Source organism: Nitrospinota bacterium (assembly GCA_016235255.1).
Lineage (GTDB): Bacteria > Nitrospinota_A > UBA7883 > UBA7883 > JACRLM01 > JACRLM01.
Genome location: JACRLM010000079.1, coordinates 25086 through 40910, shown reverse-complemented (window position 1 = coordinate 40910; position 15825 = coordinate 25086). Strand labels below are relative to the sequence as shown.

At 58.2% G+C, this 15825-nt stretch carries 14 protein-coding genes; 11 read left to right on the top strand and 3 right to left on the bottom strand.

Annotated elements, in window-relative coordinates:
* Positions 1–2192 precede the first annotated feature (2192 nt).
* The gene (gene rpsO / locus HZB29_10545) at positions 2193–2462 is read right to left on the bottom strand and encodes a 30S ribosomal protein S15 (protein ID MBI5816030.1); all 270 of its coding nucleotides are present in this window, start codon (positions 2460–2462) and stop codon (positions 2193–2195) included.
* A 465-nt stretch (positions 2463–2927) separates the two neighbouring features.
* A complete protein-coding gene (locus HZB29_10540; protein ID MBI5816029.1) occupies positions 2928–3803 on the bottom strand; it encodes a hypothetical protein in 876 nt (291 codons plus the stop codon).
* A 297-nt stretch (positions 3804–4100) separates the two neighbouring features.
* On the opposite strand from HZB29_10540, the gene guaB reads away from it, so the two are divergent.
* The 11 genes from guaB to HZB29_10485 all read left to right on the top strand — a co-directional run bounded on the left by guaB (position 4101) and on the right by HZB29_10485 (position 14636).
* A complete protein-coding gene (guaB, locus tag HZB29_10535; protein ID MBI5816028.1) occupies positions 4101–5573 on the top strand; it encodes an IMP dehydrogenase in 1473 nt (490 codons plus the stop codon).
* Positions 5574–5593: 20 nt separating this feature from the next.
* Entirely contained in the window at positions 5594–5809 is a 216-nt protein-coding gene (locus HZB29_10530; GenBank protein ID MBI5816027.1) for a hypothetical protein, read from the top strand.
* Positions 5810–5838: 29 nt separating this feature from the next.
* Positions 5839–6063: a type II toxin-antitoxin system RelE/ParE family toxin gene (locus HZB29_10525; protein ID MBI5816026.1), complete on the top strand. Its 225-nt coding sequence runs from the start codon at positions 5839–5841 to the stop codon at positions 6061–6063.
* 235 nt (positions 6064–6298) lie between these two features.
* Positions 6299–6502, top strand: a complete 204-nt coding sequence (locus HZB29_10520; GenBank protein ID MBI5816025.1) for a type II toxin-antitoxin system HicB family antitoxin — start codon at positions 6299–6301, stop codon at positions 6500–6502.
* Positions 6499–6717 (top strand): type II toxin-antitoxin system HicA family toxin, encoded by a 219-nt coding sequence (locus tag HZB29_10515; GenBank protein MBI5816024.1) that lies wholly within the window; start codon positions 6499–6501, stop codon positions 6715–6717. Before HZB29_10520 ends, HZB29_10515 begins: the two co-directional genes overlap by 4 nt.
* On the top strand, positions 6717–8258 hold the full coding sequence (gene guaA / locus HZB29_10510; protein MBI5816023.1) for a glutamine-hydrolyzing GMP synthase: 1542 nt from the start codon (positions 6717–6719) through the stop codon (positions 8256–8258). Before HZB29_10515 ends, guaA begins: the two co-directional genes overlap by 1 nt.
* A gap of 436 nt (positions 8259–8694) precedes the next feature.
* Positions 8695–8994 carry an FYDLN acid domain-containing protein gene (locus HZB29_10505; GenBank protein ID MBI5816022.1) on the top strand — a complete coding sequence of 100 codons (300 nt, stop codon included), beginning with the start codon at positions 8695–8697 and terminating at the stop codon, positions 8992–8994.
* Positions 8995–9053: 59 nt separating this feature from the next.
* The gene (locus tag HZB29_10500) at positions 9054–10241 is read left to right on the top strand and encodes a hypothetical protein (protein MBI5816021.1); all 1188 of its coding nucleotides are present in this window, start codon (positions 9054–9056) and stop codon (positions 10239–10241) included.
* Positions 10242–10290: 49 nt separating this feature from the next.
* Complete coding sequence (gene dnaE / locus HZB29_10495) at positions 10291–13773, top strand: DNA polymerase III subunit alpha (GenBank protein MBI5816020.1); 3483 nt, start codon at positions 10291–10293, stop codon at positions 13771–13773.
* A gap of 96 nt (positions 13774–13869) precedes the next feature.
* A complete protein-coding gene (locus HZB29_10490; GenBank protein ID MBI5816019.1) occupies positions 13870–14148 on the top strand; it encodes a DUF1778 domain-containing protein in 279 nt (92 codons plus the stop codon).
* Positions 14058–14636, top strand: coding sequence for a GNAT family N-acetyltransferase (locus HZB29_10485; protein ID MBI5816018.1), 579 nt, complete (start codon positions 14058–14060; stop codon positions 14634–14636). Before HZB29_10490 ends, HZB29_10485 begins: the two co-directional genes overlap by 91 nt.
* An 11-nt stretch (positions 14637–14647) precedes the next feature.
* Here HZB29_10485 and HZB29_10480 read toward each other — a convergent pair whose 3' ends face one another.
* Positions 14648–15535 carry a TauD/TfdA family dioxygenase gene (locus HZB29_10480; GenBank protein MBI5816017.1) on the bottom strand — a complete coding sequence of 296 codons (888 nt, stop codon included), beginning with the start codon at positions 15533–15535 and terminating at the stop codon, positions 14648–14650.
* Positions 15536–15825: the final 290 nt, after the last annotated feature.

Here is a 15825-nt window from a genome sequence, read left to right as displayed (position 1 = left end):
CGTATCTTCCCGGTGGAAGGCTCCATGCCGATGCACTTTACCAGCACCTCGTCCCCTTCCGACATTATGTCGTGGACGGAGCCGACCCTGTGGTGCGCCATTTCACTGATATGGCAAAGCCCCTCGCAGCCGGGGAATATCTCTATGAAAGCGCCGAAGTCCACGATCCTCTTGACCGTGCCCACGTACACCTTGCCCACTTCCGCTTCCTGCACGATGGAGGTGATAAGCTGCACCGCCGCCTGCATCTGCGTCTTGTTGGAGGACGCCACCAGCACCGTGCCGTCGTCCTCGATGTCTATCTGACAGCCTGTTTCCGCCACTATGCCGCGGATGACCTTGCCGCCGGGCCCGATAAGCGCGCCGACCTTGGACGGATTGATCTTGATGGTGTGGATGCGCGGGGCGTTCTTGTTCAGATCCTCCCTGGGGCCCGTGATCGCCTCGTCCATCTTGCCGAGCACGTGCATCCGCCCTTCCTTCGCCTGGGCCAGCGCCCGGGTGAGAAGGTCCACGGTGAGCCCGCCTTCGATCTTGATGTCCATCTGCACGGCGGTGATCCCCTGCCGCGTTCCGGCCACCTTGAAGTCCATGTCACCAAGGGCGTCTTCAAGACCAAGGATGTCGGACAGTATGGCGATCTTCTCCCCTTCCTGCACAAGCCCCATGGCCACGCCGGCCACGGCAGCCTTTATCGGCACCCCCGCGTCCATAAGGGAGAGCGAAGCGCCGCACACGGAGGCCATGGAAGAAGAACCGTTGGACTCGAGTATTTCAGAGACCACGCGGATGGTGTACGGGAATGCCTCCTTGGTGGGTATCACAGGCTCGATGGCCCGCTCGGCCAGGGCGCCGTGCCCGATCTCGCGCCGGCCGGGGCCGGTGATCCTTTTCACTTCGCCCACGCAGAAGGGGGGGAAGTTGTAATGGAGCATGAACCTGCGGGTGATTTTGCCCTCCAGCCGCTCCTGCATAAGCTCGTCCTGTCCGGTGCCAAGGGTGGTGGTCACCAGCGCCTGGGTCTCCCCGCGGGTGAACAGGGCGGAACCGTGGGTGCGGGGAAGCGCGTCCACCGCCGGGGTGATCTGCCGTATCTCGGCAAGGCCCCTGCCGTCGGCGCGGATGCCTTCACTGACGATCAGGTGGCGCACATAATTTTTCTGCGCCACCTCGAAAGCGTCCTTTAACGCAGCCTCGCGATCTTCGTCCGCCGCGCCGGCCATTATCTCCGCGATCACGATCTTGCGAAGGGCCTTTATCGCCTCTTTGCGCTCGGCCTTCCCTTTGGTGAGGGCAGCGGCCCTGAACCTGTCGCCAACTTTCTGGGCCACAAGGTTCACGTCCGCGCTCTTGTCAACCGGGGTGACGGTCATTTTCGGTTTGCCAAGCTTTGCGGCCAGCTCTTTTTGCAGCGCGCATATCTTCTTGATGGCCTCGTGGGCGAATTCCAGCGCCGCCACCAGGTCCTCCTCGGATATCTCCTTGCCGCCGCCTTCAACCATCGCCAGCGATTCCTCGGTGCCGGCCACCACGATGTTCATGTCGCTCTCGGCCATCTGCTTTATGGTGGGGTTGAGTATCATCTCCCCGTTCACCCTGCCCACCCGCACGCCGGAAATCGGCGCGAAGAACGGCAGGTGCGACACCATGAGGGCCGCCGAGGCGCCGGTGAGCGCCAGCACGTCGGTCTCGTTCTCATAGTCGAAGGAGAGGGGGTGGATTATTATCTGGGTCTCGTTGGCGTACCCTTCGGCGAACATGGGGCGGATGGACCTGTCTATCAGGCGGGAGGTCAACGTTTCCCTGTCCGCCGGGCGGGCCTCACGCTTGAAAAAGCCGCCGGGTATCCTCCCGGCCGCGGATATCCTGTCCCTGTAATCAACGGTGAGCGGGAGAAAATCCCCCAGCCCTTCCCGGGGCGAATCCTCGGCGGACACCGCCGCCAGTATGATCGTCTCCTCCAGGCCCACCACCACCGAACCGGCCGCCTGCTTTGCCAGCACGCCCGATTCTATAAAGAGGGTCTTGCCCCCTATCTGCATTTCCAGTCTTTCAGCTTGCATTTTCCTGTTTTTCCTATCTTCTTTAGTGTGTGTGTAGGGGAACCCGGCGCCTTGACGCGCGGAAACGGAGTTTTGGCGTTCTTCCGCAATCCGCCGTAAATCCCGGGCGCCCCGCCGGCGCGCCGTTCCCTAGCGGCGGATGCCCAACGACTCGATTATCGACTTGTACTTGTCGAACTTGTGCTTTTTGATGTAATCGAGCAGGCGGCGCCGCCGGCTGACCATCTTGAGCAAACCCTGGCGGGAGTGATGATCCTTCTTGTGGGTCTTGAAATGTTCCGTCAGCCCGTTGATCCTCTCCGAGAGGAGGGCAATCTGCACTTCGGCGGAACCCGTGTCGTTGTCGCTTAGGCGGTATTTGCCGATGATGTCGGTCTTCCGCTCCTTGATCAGGGCCATATTCGTCTTAACCTCTTTTCCTTACTCTTTCTGTTTTCACGTTGATTGATAATCCTATAATATCACGCAAAAGGTGTAAAGAGCATTTTGGGGCAGGTAATGCGTCAGTTTGTTTTGGGCTGTCATTCGGAGCAAAGCGAAGCATCTTTTTATTCTGGTTATTTATTTTTCGCGCTGTCCAGTGGGTTATTCACCCCGGATTCCCTTGTTTTGAAAATCCCTCCTCGCTTCCCCGTGGTCGCCTCCATTAGCGCTTCCCCGTGGTCGCTGACCACGGATTCTTAAAGACTATGGCAAGGAACCGGGGTCAGGGCTTTTGTAGGGGCAGGGCTTGCCCTGCCCAATAAAGAGGGCGCGGCAAGCGGCGCCCCTACACACTGATTCCAAGTAGCATTTGGGCTTCCGGGATGCCAGGGACGGTATAAAAGGGGCAGGTTTGACCCCTGCCCCGCTGAAAAGAACCGGTCAGTTGCCCGAACCGTGGCCGCCGTTCCCGTTCCCATTCCCGTTCCCGCCATGGCTGTCATCATCGCTGCCGCCGCTATCGTCAGAATCGTCGTCATCCTGGCCGCTGTCGCCGTCGCTGTCATCGTCCATCCCCATGGAGGAGCCGCTGTTGGCCCCCTGTCCCGCCGCCGCGTTCGCGCCGGATGATCCGAAGTTCGACGAAGTGGTCTTTTCATCGTCCAGGTCGTCGTCGTGCCCCTCGCCAAGCCCCAACTGGCCCGGATTCACCCCTAACTGGTTGGCTATGTCACCCCACCCCATTCCCTGTTCGCGCATGGCGACGACGGCGGATAGGGACTGGCCGGAGGCGTCCGCCATGTTCTGGGCTATCTGCATCTGGGCGTCGTTCTGGAGCGATTCGTCCCCTGCGCTGTATGTCACGGTCCAGGAAGCCACGTCCTGGCTTATCACCCCCTCGATAAAGGCGTTGTCCCCCTCTATAAGGGCCACGTTCACGCTGGTGACAACCGCGCCGCTGGCCGAATCAACCACGTTTATGGTGTATGACCCCTGCGGCACATCAAGAAATGTGAACTGGCCGGAGGCGTCCGCCGTGGTCTGGGCCACCATCGCGCCGGAACTGTCCAAAAGCTGGATCACCGAACCGTCAAACGCGGTGAGCGCCATGGACGATGGAGAGAATGAGGCCCGGGCCCTTGCCGACGGGGCGGAATCGAGCATCACCGAACCTGAGACGCTGTTGCTTTGCGCGGAGCCCGCCGCCCCGCCCCCGGAGCCGCACGACGCCAGCGCGAATACGGCCGCAACGGCCAGCAGGCGGCCCAGTTTGTCCATGGCTTTCATTTTCCAGTCCTCCATATTGTCCATATCCATGACCATATCAACAGGCATAGACCGTGCCATGCACTCAAGGCGCGCACATTGCGCGGGAATACAGCATGTTCCGAAGGCCGCTTTTACCGGGAGGATGTTTTCGGCTTGTAAAGTGTCGCGGAATTCATGGACGGTTGTCCACTGGCGTCCTCAAAACCATGGACGAATGGCCAGAGGTGGATTTGCTCCGCTATTATCACCCCCTTAAAAACAGGTTTTTATCTTGCGCGCGGGGCCGGGTTTCTTTATAAATAATGTTTCACGCGAAAAGGCCATAAAAGCTGAGGAATGACGCAAATGACAGCCAAATTCAAGGAAACCCGCCTGGCTCTGACTTTTGACGATGTGCTGCTGGCCCCGAACTATTCGGACGTGCTCCCCATGCAGGTGCAGACCGGCGCCCGGCTTACGAAAAAAATCACCCTTAACATCCCCCTTGTGTCCGCCCCGATGGACACCGTAACCGAGGCGCGGCTGGCAATAGCCCTGGCGCTGGAGGGGGGGGTCGGCTTTGTCCATAAAAACATTCCCATAGAAAAGCAGCGCAAGGAGGTGGACAAGGTGAAGCGCCACGTGACGGGGATGATAACCGATCCCATCACGCTCCAGCCGGGCCAGCGGGTGGGCGAGGCCTTCAAGCTTGTGGAAAAATACGGATTCTCCGGATTCCCCGTCACCGACGGCGCCAGGCTTGTGGGCATATTGTCCAACAGGGACATGCGGTTTGAGACCGACATGGAAAAGCCCGTGGGGGAGCTTATGACCAAGGAAAAGCTGGTCACCGTCCCCGTTGGCGCCACGCTCGAGCAGGCGAAGACTATCCTGCACAAGAACAGGATCGAAAAGCTGCTGGTGGTGGACAAGAAAGGGCATCTGGCCGGGCTTATCACCATCAAGGACATCGAGAAGTCCATACAGTATCCCAACGCCGCCAAGGACGACCATGGGAGGCTTCGCGTGGGCGGGGCAGTGGGCGCCGGGGCGGACAAGATGGAGCGGGTGGCCGAGCTTGCCAGCGTGGGGCTGGACATAGTGGTGATAGACACGGCGCACGGGCACTCCAAATCGGTGCTCAACTCCGTGAAGGCCATAAGGAAAAAGTGGCCCAAACTGCAGATCGTGGCCGGCAACGTGGCCACGGCGGAGGCGGTGCGCGATCTTGTGAAAGCGGGGGCGGACGCTGTGAAAGTGGGCATCGGGCCGGGGTCCATATGCACCACGCGCATCGTGGCCGGGGTTGGCGTGCCGCAGATCACGGCGGTGAACGATTGCGCGCGGGAAGCGGCCAAGACCGGAACGCCCGTTATCGCCGACGGCGGGATAAAACATTCCGGTGACATCGTGAAGGCCATCGCCGCCGGGGCGGACTGCGTGATGATAGGGTCGCTTTTCGCCGGGGTGGAGGAAGCGCCGGGGGAGAAGATACTTTTCCAGGGGCGGGCGTACAAAGAGTATCGCGGGATGGGAAGCATCGGCGCGATGACCGAAGGGAGCGCGGACAGGTATTTCCAGGACAAGCGAGCGGGGGGCGTGAAGCTCGTCCCCGAAGGGGTGGAAGGGCGCGTGCCATACAAGGGGGAGCTTTCTTTCGTGGTGCATCAGCTCATCGGCGGGCTGCGCTCCGGCATGGGATATTGCGGGGCGAAGAACATAAAGGCGCTGCGGGAGAAGGGACGGTTCATCCAGATCACCGCGTCGGGGCTGAAGGAAAGCCATGTGCACGACGTGCAGATAACGAAAGAATCGCCGAACTACTCGGTGGAGAAATAATCCATTCAAGGAGATAATTAATGAGCCGAGAGTCAACAAAAGCCACTTCCAAGATATTTCTCATGGCTTTTAAGGCGCTTTCCAAAAAGGACAAAGAGGCTGTTGTGGAGGGACTTCTGGAAGACAATCATTTTTCCAAAGACCTGATGGATATCGCCATTATCGAGAAAAGACGCCATGAGCCTTCAAGGCCGCTGGAGGAATATCTTGCGGACAGAAAAAAAAGAAAAGCCTGATGTCATATTATGTGAAGACTAAGCGCTCGGTGGAAAAGGAACTGGACGCTTTACCCGACAGAGTCTGCGAAAGAATAATAAACGCTATAGCCGCTCTGGCGCGTTTACCCGTTCCAAGAGGCGCTGTAAAACTTCGTGGCCGGGATGAATACAGGATTAGAGTTGGAGATTACCGGGTTTTATACATTGTGGACATTCCAGCAAAAACCATCGAAATAGTGGCAGTTGCGCACAGGAAGGAAGCTTACAGGTGATGCCTCTGTTGCATTTATAAAGAGATGAGAAACATAATATGGACCAACACGAAAAAATCCTGATCCTCGATTTCGGCTCGCAATACACCCGGCTTATCGCCCGGCGTGCGCGGGAGGCGATGGTGTATTGCAAATGATCGACCATTTTATTGTTATAATTGAAGCGTGATTTATGGCCAGCGGCATTACCGGCGTGGAAAACAATATGGCGCATTTACTGGAAGGTTCTCATTGAATGTTAAAAAAATACAACGCGTTCGTGTGGCATGAGGATGACTGGTATATCGCCCAGTGCGTGGAGGTTGACGTCGCCTCTCATGGCCATTCAACGGAAGAGGCCCTATTGAACCTGAAGGAGGCTTTGGAACTTCACTTCACGCCGCCAATCGCCACGATCACACCGGGGGCCTATACACTGGAAGTGGAAGTGCCGGTTTGAAACCAATTCCTTACCGGGAAGTCAGAAGGAAGCTGATCGCGGCCGGGTTTGCCGAAAGAGGGACACATGGAAGCCATGTAAAGTTCTATAAAAAAACCACAGAGGGCACATTGACAGTCATTGTTCCAAAGCATTCTTCCGAAGTTCCGCCCGGCACGATTCGCAGTTTATTGAGACAGGCGATGATCTCCGAAAATATTTTCATGGACTTGTAATCATGACCCAACACGAAAAAATCCTGATCCTCGATTTCGGCTCGCAATACACCCAGCTTATCGCCCGGCGCGTCCGGGAGGCTCGTGTATATTGCGAAATCCAACCGTGCAACGTCCCGTTCGGCAAAATCAAGGCGTTCGGCGCAAGGGGGATCATCCTCTCCGGCTCGCCATTCTATGTCACGGCGGCGGACGCGCCGATGGTGGACAAAAATGTGTACGGCCTGGGCGTCCCGGTGCTTGGCATATGTTATGGGATGCAGTTGACCACACACCTTCTTGGCGGGAAGGTGGGCAAATCGGCGTATCGTGAATACGGCCCGGCAAAAATGTCGTGCGACACGGCCAATCCGCTGTTCGCCGGCCTTAGCGCGGAGCAGGACGTTTGGATGAGCCATGGCGACCGCATTGAAAAGGCGCCGGACGGTTTTACGACCATCGCGCAGACGCAAAACTCCCCCGTGGCCGCCATGCGTCACAAGGATAAAGCGATATACGGCATCCAGTTTCACCCGGAGGTGGCGCACACGCCAAACGGCTCCGTCATGCTGGAGAATTTCGTTTACAACATCTGCGGCTGCAAAGGGGACTGGACGATGCGCTCGTTCATCTCCGGGCAGGTGGAGACTATCCGCGAAAAAGTGGGAAGCGCAAACGTGATCTGCGGCCTGTCCGGCGGGGTGGACTCCTCCGTGGCGGCAAGGCTCATCCACGAGGCCATCGGCGATCAGCTCACCTGCATATTCGTGGACAACGGCCTTCTGCGCGAAGGTGAGGCGGACATGGTGATGAACGCCTACGCCAGACATTTCCAGATAAAAGTGGTGAAGGTGGACGCATCGCAACTGTTCCTCGGCAAACTTGCCGGGGTGGCGGACCCGCAGGCCAAACGCAAGATCATCGGCCCGGCGTTCGTGGACGTGTTCGTGGCGGAGGCGAACAAGATACCCAACGTGAAATTCCTGGCGCAGGGGACGCTTTATCCGGACGTGATCGAATCGGTGAGCTTCAGAGGGCCGTCGGCGGTGATAAAAACACATCATAACCTGGAGCTTGGCGAGCTTCTGCATCTTGATTTGATAGAGCCGCTGCGCGAACTATTCAAGGACGAGGTCCGGGCGCTTGGCGAGGAGCTTGGCCTGCCGCGCGACCTGGTGTGGCGCCATCCGTTCCCCGGCCCCGGCCTTGCCATCCGCGTGCTTGGCGACGTGACGGAGCAGAAACTTTCCGTATTGCGCAAGGCGGACACGATCATATTGGACGAACTGAAAAAAGCGGGATTGTACGATTCGGTGTGGCAGGCGTTCGGCGTATTCCTGCCGGTGAAATCGGTGGGGGTGATGGGGGACGAGCGGACGTATGAGAACGTTATCGCGATCCGCTCGGTGACCAGCCGCGACGCGATGACAGCGGACTTCGCGCAGATACCCTTCGAGGTGTTGGGCCGCATGTCCAATAGAATTATCGGCGAAGTGCGCGGGGTGAACAGGGTTGTTTACGACGTGACGACAAAACCGCCGGGAACGATAGAGTGGGAGTGAGCCTGCCGGTCTGGCATGCGGCGCGGTGAATGCTCCGCACATTTGCTGCCTCTTCCATCAAACCCGGCCGGCGGAATCCATATTTCCAAACGCAATCACATTTGCAAATAGTTGAACTATTCGCAAAACTGTTTGCGTTTGGTACAGAGAGATTTGAACTCCCCCCCTGCCCTCTCCCCTTCAGGGAGGGGTGAGTTTGTTAACGATCATTGGTATATCCAAAGCTTTCCTTTCCAAGTGGAAACGCCGGCGGGACTCAAGCGTAACAAAAGATGAATCCGCAACCCTTTTGAGCCAGTTGCGCCTCCTCCTAACCGCCTGTTTTTCCTTGCCGTAAAATAATTGTTGCCTTTTCTCTCGTATTTGGGTATCACATACGTCAAGCTTTGAACCGGCTTGATGTTTTTCAACCTTATATTTCGGGTTTTTTCGAGTTATGGCTCATCCAAAATTTGGCGATAAATACACCTGCTATCAGTGCGGCGTGAAGTTTTACACCATGAAAAAGCCGGAGCCTGTGTGCCCAAAATGCGGGGCGGACCAGCGCAAGGCGCCAAAACGCCCTTCAACAAAGGCTCCCAAGCCCATAGTGGTGGTGGACGAGTTCGAGGGTGGTGAAGAGGAAGAGACGACGCCGCTGGAGGACATAGAGACCTTCCCCGCCGAGGATGAGGAGGGCTTTGTGCCGGGGCCGGACAGGCTTATAATAGACGATGTGCCGGACGAGGATTATTGATTCTTTTCCTCCCGGCCGCTGTTTGTGACCTGATCATTCCCCTATAGAGCCTATTCAAGATGTCCGACGTATTTGACGCAAACGCACGCCTGCCATTGCCGCCGGAGGTGACGAGCCACTTTTTCCGGAGCCTTGTGGCCTCCACCCTGAAAACCTTTGCGTCGGACCTGAACAAGTCGCTGGACGAAGTGCTGGCCGCGGACCTCAAATACGGCCCCATGGTGCGAAAGCATCTGCAGGCCGCCATGGCCGATGCCCTTCGCAAGACCATGGGGGGCATCGCCCGTGAGTCGGAAAAGATGAACATGGAAAGCGCCGCCGCCGTGGCCGAGGAGATAAAGAAGATCATCGCCCTGGTGGAGGTGGACAAGCTGCGCAACAATTATTTCGGCAGGGTGCTCGTCCGCCAGATAGACAATTATTTCCCGCTGCGCCAGGACATTTTCCTGAACCTTCGGATACGGGACGAGCATGTGCGCGGCGTTATCCCCCGCCAGATCGTGGGAGGATTGCTGCAGGCGCTGCGGACGGTGTTCGGCGCGGACTTCCTGGCGGAGAAGGAGGAGCTTTGCAACAACATCGCCCGCAAGTACATGACAAACATCCGGGTGGTGGACTGGCCGTCGGCCTTCGAGGACGGGGAGTCCAAGGGGCTGGTGCGCCAGGTGTTCGGCGAATCGTTGAAAGAAAAGCTTTCGGGCAAAAGCCGGGACTGGTTCATGGGGGTGATAAAGGACAACAAAAGCTACCGTGAGATGCGCCGCGGCTTTGGCGAGGAGGACTATAACAGCTTCATGCGGCTGCTTTTCATAAGCCAGGATGACATACGCCGCGCCCGGAAAAGCTCGGAAAAGATTTTCACCGCCATGGGCTCGGCGGACAATGCCGAGGCGCAGCCGGCGGCGGCGCAGTTCAACGAGGTGGTGGAAGGGTTGCCCAAAGAAAAGCGGGAGCTTTTCATCCTGCAGGTGATCAACCACAAACTGGTGGAGGCAGGCCCTGTCGGGATGGCGTTGGCGCGGCGTTATGGCGCATCGGGGGACAAGTGGGCCGCCGTCTCCGGCGAGATGGAATGGCTGGCCCGTGAACTTGTGGCCAAATGCAAATGGTTCAAAGGGCTGCCCGATAGCAAGGACGAATTGGTCCAGGCCGCCTATTTCCGCAGCAAGGACGACGCAAGCCGGCAGTATGTGCAGACCCGGCAGGCCCTGACAACGCTCAATTGCCCGAAGGACATGATAGCTTGACCCGCGCGGGGGGATTTTCCGGTGAGGAGCGGCGCAGGCCGTGCGCCAGATGACCTTGACCAAACACAGCGAGTTCGTCCATCTCCACCTGCACAGCGAATACAGCCTGCTGGACGGGGCCATACAGTTCGGCCCGTTGCTCAAAAAAGCGGCCGAGTTCGCCATGCCGGCCGTGGCGCTCACCGACCATGGGGCGATGTTCGGCGCGTTCGAATTCGCCACCAAGGCCACCAAGGCGGGAATAAAACCGATCATAGGCTGCGAGGTGTACATCGCCCCGGCCTCCCGATTCGACCGCGACCCGGCATCTTCCGACCAGAATTCCGACCGCTATTACCACCTTGTGCTTCTGGCCACAAACCGAAAGGGTTACCAGAACCTTTGCCGGCTCGTCACCGCCGGGTACACGGAAGGCTTTTATTACAAGCCGAGGGTGGACAAAGAGCTTCTGGCCGCCCATTCCGACGGGCTCATCGCCCTTTCCGCCTGCCTGCACGGCGAGGTGGCGCGGCATCTTTCCATAAACAACGTGGCGCAGGCGAAGACGGCGGCGGACTATTACAAATCGGTGTTCCCCGGACGGTTCTACCTGGAGCTTCAGGACCACGGGATGGAGCGCCAGCGGGCGGTGAACAAGCTTATGGTAAAGCTTGCCGGTGACATGGACCTGCCGCTGGTGGCCACAAACGACGCCCATTACCTTAACCGGGACGACGCCGCCGCCCACGACGCCCTGCTTTGCATCGGCTCGGGCAAGGCTTTGAGCGACACCAACCGGCTCCGTTACGACGGGGACCAGTTCTATTTCAAGTCGCCCGAGGAGATGTTCGCGCTTTTCGGCGAGATACCCGATGCGCTGCGCAACACAATCAGGATCGCCGAGGAGTGCAACTTCACCTTCGACACCGGCAAATACCACCTCCCCCGCTTCCCGGCGCCAAGCGACGTGACGCTGGACGAATATCTGGAACAGATGGCCGCTCATGAACTGGAGCTTCGGTTCATAAAGGCGGAAAAGGCCGGAAAACCTTTCCCGGAAGCGAAAAAGGCCGAGTATGTAAAAAGGTTAAAGTGGGAGCTTGATACCATCGGCAAGATGGGCTTTTCGGGATATTTCCTTATCACGTGGGATTTCATAAAGTACGCGCGCGACCACGGCATCCCCGTCGGCCCGGGGCGCGGTTCCGCCGCAGGTTCCATGGTGGCCTACGCTCTGCGGATAACGGACATAGACCCGATGGAGTATGGCCTCATATTCGAACGGTTCCTCAATCCGGAGCGTATCTCCATGCCGGACATAGACATAGACTTTTGCATGGACCGGCGCGAGGAGGTAATAAACTACGTCCGGGACAAGTATGGCGGCCAGACCCACGTGGCCCAGATCATCACCTTCGGGAAGATGAAGGCGAAGGCGGTGATCCGCGACGTGGCGCGCGTGCTGGGCATGCCCTACGCCGAGGCGGACAAGATCGCAAAGCTCATCCCCAACGAGCTTAAGATAACCATAGACGACGCGCTGGAACGCGAACCGAGGCTTAAAAAACTGGCCGAGGAAAGCCCCCAGGTGGCCCAGCTTGTCCAGATTTCCCGCTCGCTGGAGGGGACGGCCCGCCACGCCTCCACCCACGCCGCCGGTGTGGTGATAAGCCCGGAGCCGCTCACCCACTTCATGCCCCTTTTCAAGCCGAACCAGTCCAGCCACGACGTCACCACCCAGTACCAGATGAGCGACATCGAAAAGCTGGGGCTTTTGAAAATGGACTTCCTGGGGCTTCGCACCCTCACGGTGATAGACAACGCCGTGAAAAAGATCAGGGCCACGCACGAAAAAGCGTTCGACATCGGGGAAGTACCGCTGGCCGACCAGAAGACTTATGAACTGCTGGGATCCGCCAAGACATTCGGCGTGTTCCAGCTCGAATCCTCCGGCATGCGCGACCTTATCAGGAAGATGAAGCCGACTGATTTCTTCGACATCATCGCCCTCGTCGCCCTGTTCCGCCCCGGCCCCATAAACTCCGGCATGGCCGACCAGTATGTGCGCCGCAAGCACGGCCACGAGAAGGTGGAGCTTTCGTTCCAGCAGCTCGAACCTGTGTTGCGGGAGACCTATGGGGTCATCGTGTACCAGGAGCAGGTGATGAAGATCGCCAACATGCTGGCGGGATTCACCCTGGGCCAGGCGGACAGCCTGCGAAAGGCGATGGGCAAGAAAGACGCCAACCTCATGGCCGACCTTAAGGGGAAGTTCATAGACGGGGCTGTGGGCGGCGGCTTTAACCGGGAAAAGGTGGAGACGCTGTGGGCGCAGATAGAAAAGTTCGGCGAGTACGGCTTTAACAAGTCCCACTCCGCCTGTTACGCCCTCGTGGCCTACCAGACGGCGTATCTGAAGGCCCATTTCCCCGCAGAGTACATGGCGGCGCTGATCACCTCGGAAATGGGGGATTCGGACAAGGTGATCCGCTATATCCAGGAATGCCGGGATATGGGGATAAAGGTGCTTCCGCCGGACGTGAACGAGTCGATGAACGATTTTTCGGTGACCCCGGAGGGTATCCGGTTCGGCTTGGCGGCGGTGAAGGGATTGGGGACATCGTCGGTGAACGCCATAATCGCATCGAGGGAGAAAAACGGAAAATTCACCTCGTACCTTAATTTCGCCGAGTCGGTGGAGGCCTCCGCCCTCAACAGGCGGGTGATGGAGGCGCTGGTCAAGTGCGGCGCGTTCGACTCGCTGGAAAAGTCCCGCTCGTCGCTTTTGGCGAGCGCGGAGGAGGTGATGGCCTCCGCCCAGAAGACGCAGAGGGACAGGGAGATCGGCCAGTTCAACATATTCGGAGGAGCGATGGAGGCGTCGCCGCAAAAACCTGCCGGCGCGCCGGAATGGAGCGAGAAAGAGCGGTTGGGCTACGAAAAAGAGGCGCTCGGATTTTACATATCTGGCCACCCGCTAAACGAACATTCCGCCGATCTCAAACGGATCGCCACATTTAACTCCTCCACCATCGAAAACGCCCAGAACAAGGCCGAGCTCCGGATCGGCGGAGTTGTGATCGCCCGCAAGACCCAGACCACCAAAAAAGGCGACATCATGGCCTACCTCACCATAGAGGACCTGCACGGAATAATGGAGGTGATCGTCTGGCCGGACACTTATGCGAAGACCGTTGAGCTTCTCGACCGGGATGAACCGGTTTTCATCAAGGGGACGGCCGACGTGGACGACGAGAAAAACACTGTGAAGATCATCGCGCAGGAGATAATGGCGTTCACCGAGGCCAAGGAGCGGTTCGCCAACGCGGTTCGCGTGACCATGTCCACCCCGGGGCTGGAGGAGGAGACGTTAAAGGAGCTTAAAAGCGTGTTCGAGCGGCACAAGGGGAAATGCCCGGTGTCGCTGCACATGGTCTCCCCCGGCCGGGGGGAGATCACCATCCGCGCCCGCGGCGTGGCCGTGGCCCCAAGCGACACGTTCATCGCCTCCGTGGAACAGATCGCCGGGGAAGAGAGCGTTTATCTGGAGTGACGCTGCGCGGCGCCGGCGTCCAGCTGTGGCGGACAGCCAAACGTCTGTTGACTAATACGGCTATTTGCCGTACATTCAATCCAGGAGGACATGCTTATGAAAACAGCGATTTCCAGCGCCAGGCTTGAAGCCAGGATAAGCTCCGGCCTGCACGGCATGTTAAAACGCGCCGCCGAACTCCAAGGGAGGACCATGACCGATTTCGTCGTTTCCGCCGTGCAGGAAGCCGCCGAGCGGGCCATAGAACAGGCGGGGATCATCAGGTTGACCATGGACGACCAGGAATGTTTCGCCAAAGCGCTGTTGTCGCCGCCCAAAACGGCGCCCGCGCTAAAACGTGCTTTTGCCCGCCGCCGCAAACTTGTAAAAGAATAGTGGGCTTGCGCATCCGCCCCCTCGACGTTGAGGATGACCGCTCAACATTCGAATGCGGGACTCAATCGCTCGACCGTTACTTCCAAAAGCAAGTCACACAGGACATCCGCAGACGGGTGACAAAGTGTTTTATCGCCGTCGCAAGCGGCCACATCATAGCCGGTTACTACACATTGTCGGCGGCCAGTGTGCCGCTCACCGATCTGCCCGGCGGAGTTAAAAACAAGTTGCCGCGCTACCCTTCTGTGCCGGTGGTGCGCCTGGGCCGGTTGGCGGTGGACAATAATTTCAAGGGGCGGGGGCTCGGCGGCGCGCTATTGGCCGACGCGCTGATCCGGGCCGGCAAATCGGATGTGGCGGCATACGCCTTGATCGCCGACGCGAAGGATGAATCAGCGCGAAAATTCTATTTGCATCATGGATTTATCGCCTTGCCGGATTCGCCAGCGACATTGTTCTTGCCGCTTGCGTCTGTCAAGAAACTTTAATGTCCATACCCTCACCTGAGCCTGTCGAACGAACGTATCCTGTACATCGTCCTTTCCATGCCGCTTTGGTTATGCTCGAAGGCGGCGCGGGTGTGAAGCGCGTTGTTGCACAATAATCCCCAGCCCGGCTCCAGCGTCCCGCGCAGTATATACGGCGACGGGGCGGCAAGAATGGCGCGGATAGCTTCCATCGCCTCCCGGGCCTCTTTTTTCCACACAACGCTTTTTATCCGGTGGGTGTATCGCATCGCAAGCGACCCGTCCGCCGGGTCCACCCGGAACACCGGCCCCGGCTGGTCCGGCCGGGCCACGGTTCCACCTTCCATCCGGGCGGGGATTGTCATGGCGTCTTCCATCATCAGGGCGCGGATGTAATCGGGATTTTTGCCGCGAAGCAGTATATACAGCATCTCGTGGTCCATAAGCTCGTTCTCCCCTCCCCGGGCGGCGTTCTTGACGCAATGGAGGATCAGCGAGCGCACAAGCCGTTCCGGCGGGTTGTAATATCCGTCCGTGTGCCACTGGATCGGCTTGAAGCTGTACGGGATGTAATCGTATCCGGCGGTGGCGGCGATATCTTCTTTCGGGGTGATGGTGGTGACGCCTGTTTCGTCCGCTTCCGGGTTTTTGTCGTATCGGACCGCATTGAACTGCCGCATCACGGCGCGGGGTATCTCCCTGTCCGGGTCTTCGCCCTTGCCGGTGATGTATATGGCCATATTTGCCCTGACTATTCGCTCCAGTATGGCGGCCCGCTCGGCCTTGGTTATTCTTGCGGGATCGGCCACTTCCACCATAAGGTCGCCGATGGACTTCGGGCTTTCCGCGAGCTTGCGGAATTTCCACCGCTCGTAAGTCTCCCTGTCGTCCAGATTAAATGGCGAACCGGCCGGTTTCATGCTCATAAAATAATGATAGACCAGACCGGGCGGCGGGTGAAAGTGTTAACGGCGGCGGGCGTCCGCAATTCGCAGTAGTGTCTCAGTTTGTCATTCTGAGCGATAGCGAAGAATCCACTTTGAAAAAGTATCGAAACTATAGGGAGATGCTTCGCGTTGCTCAGCATGACATCAAATAGCAAACTGAAACACTACCCAATTCGCCCCCGGTTTGACCGGGGGCCGGACCGGCTGTTATAATTTATAAATGTTATTTACTGATGAAGCTATCGGCCCTTCCGGGGAAAATA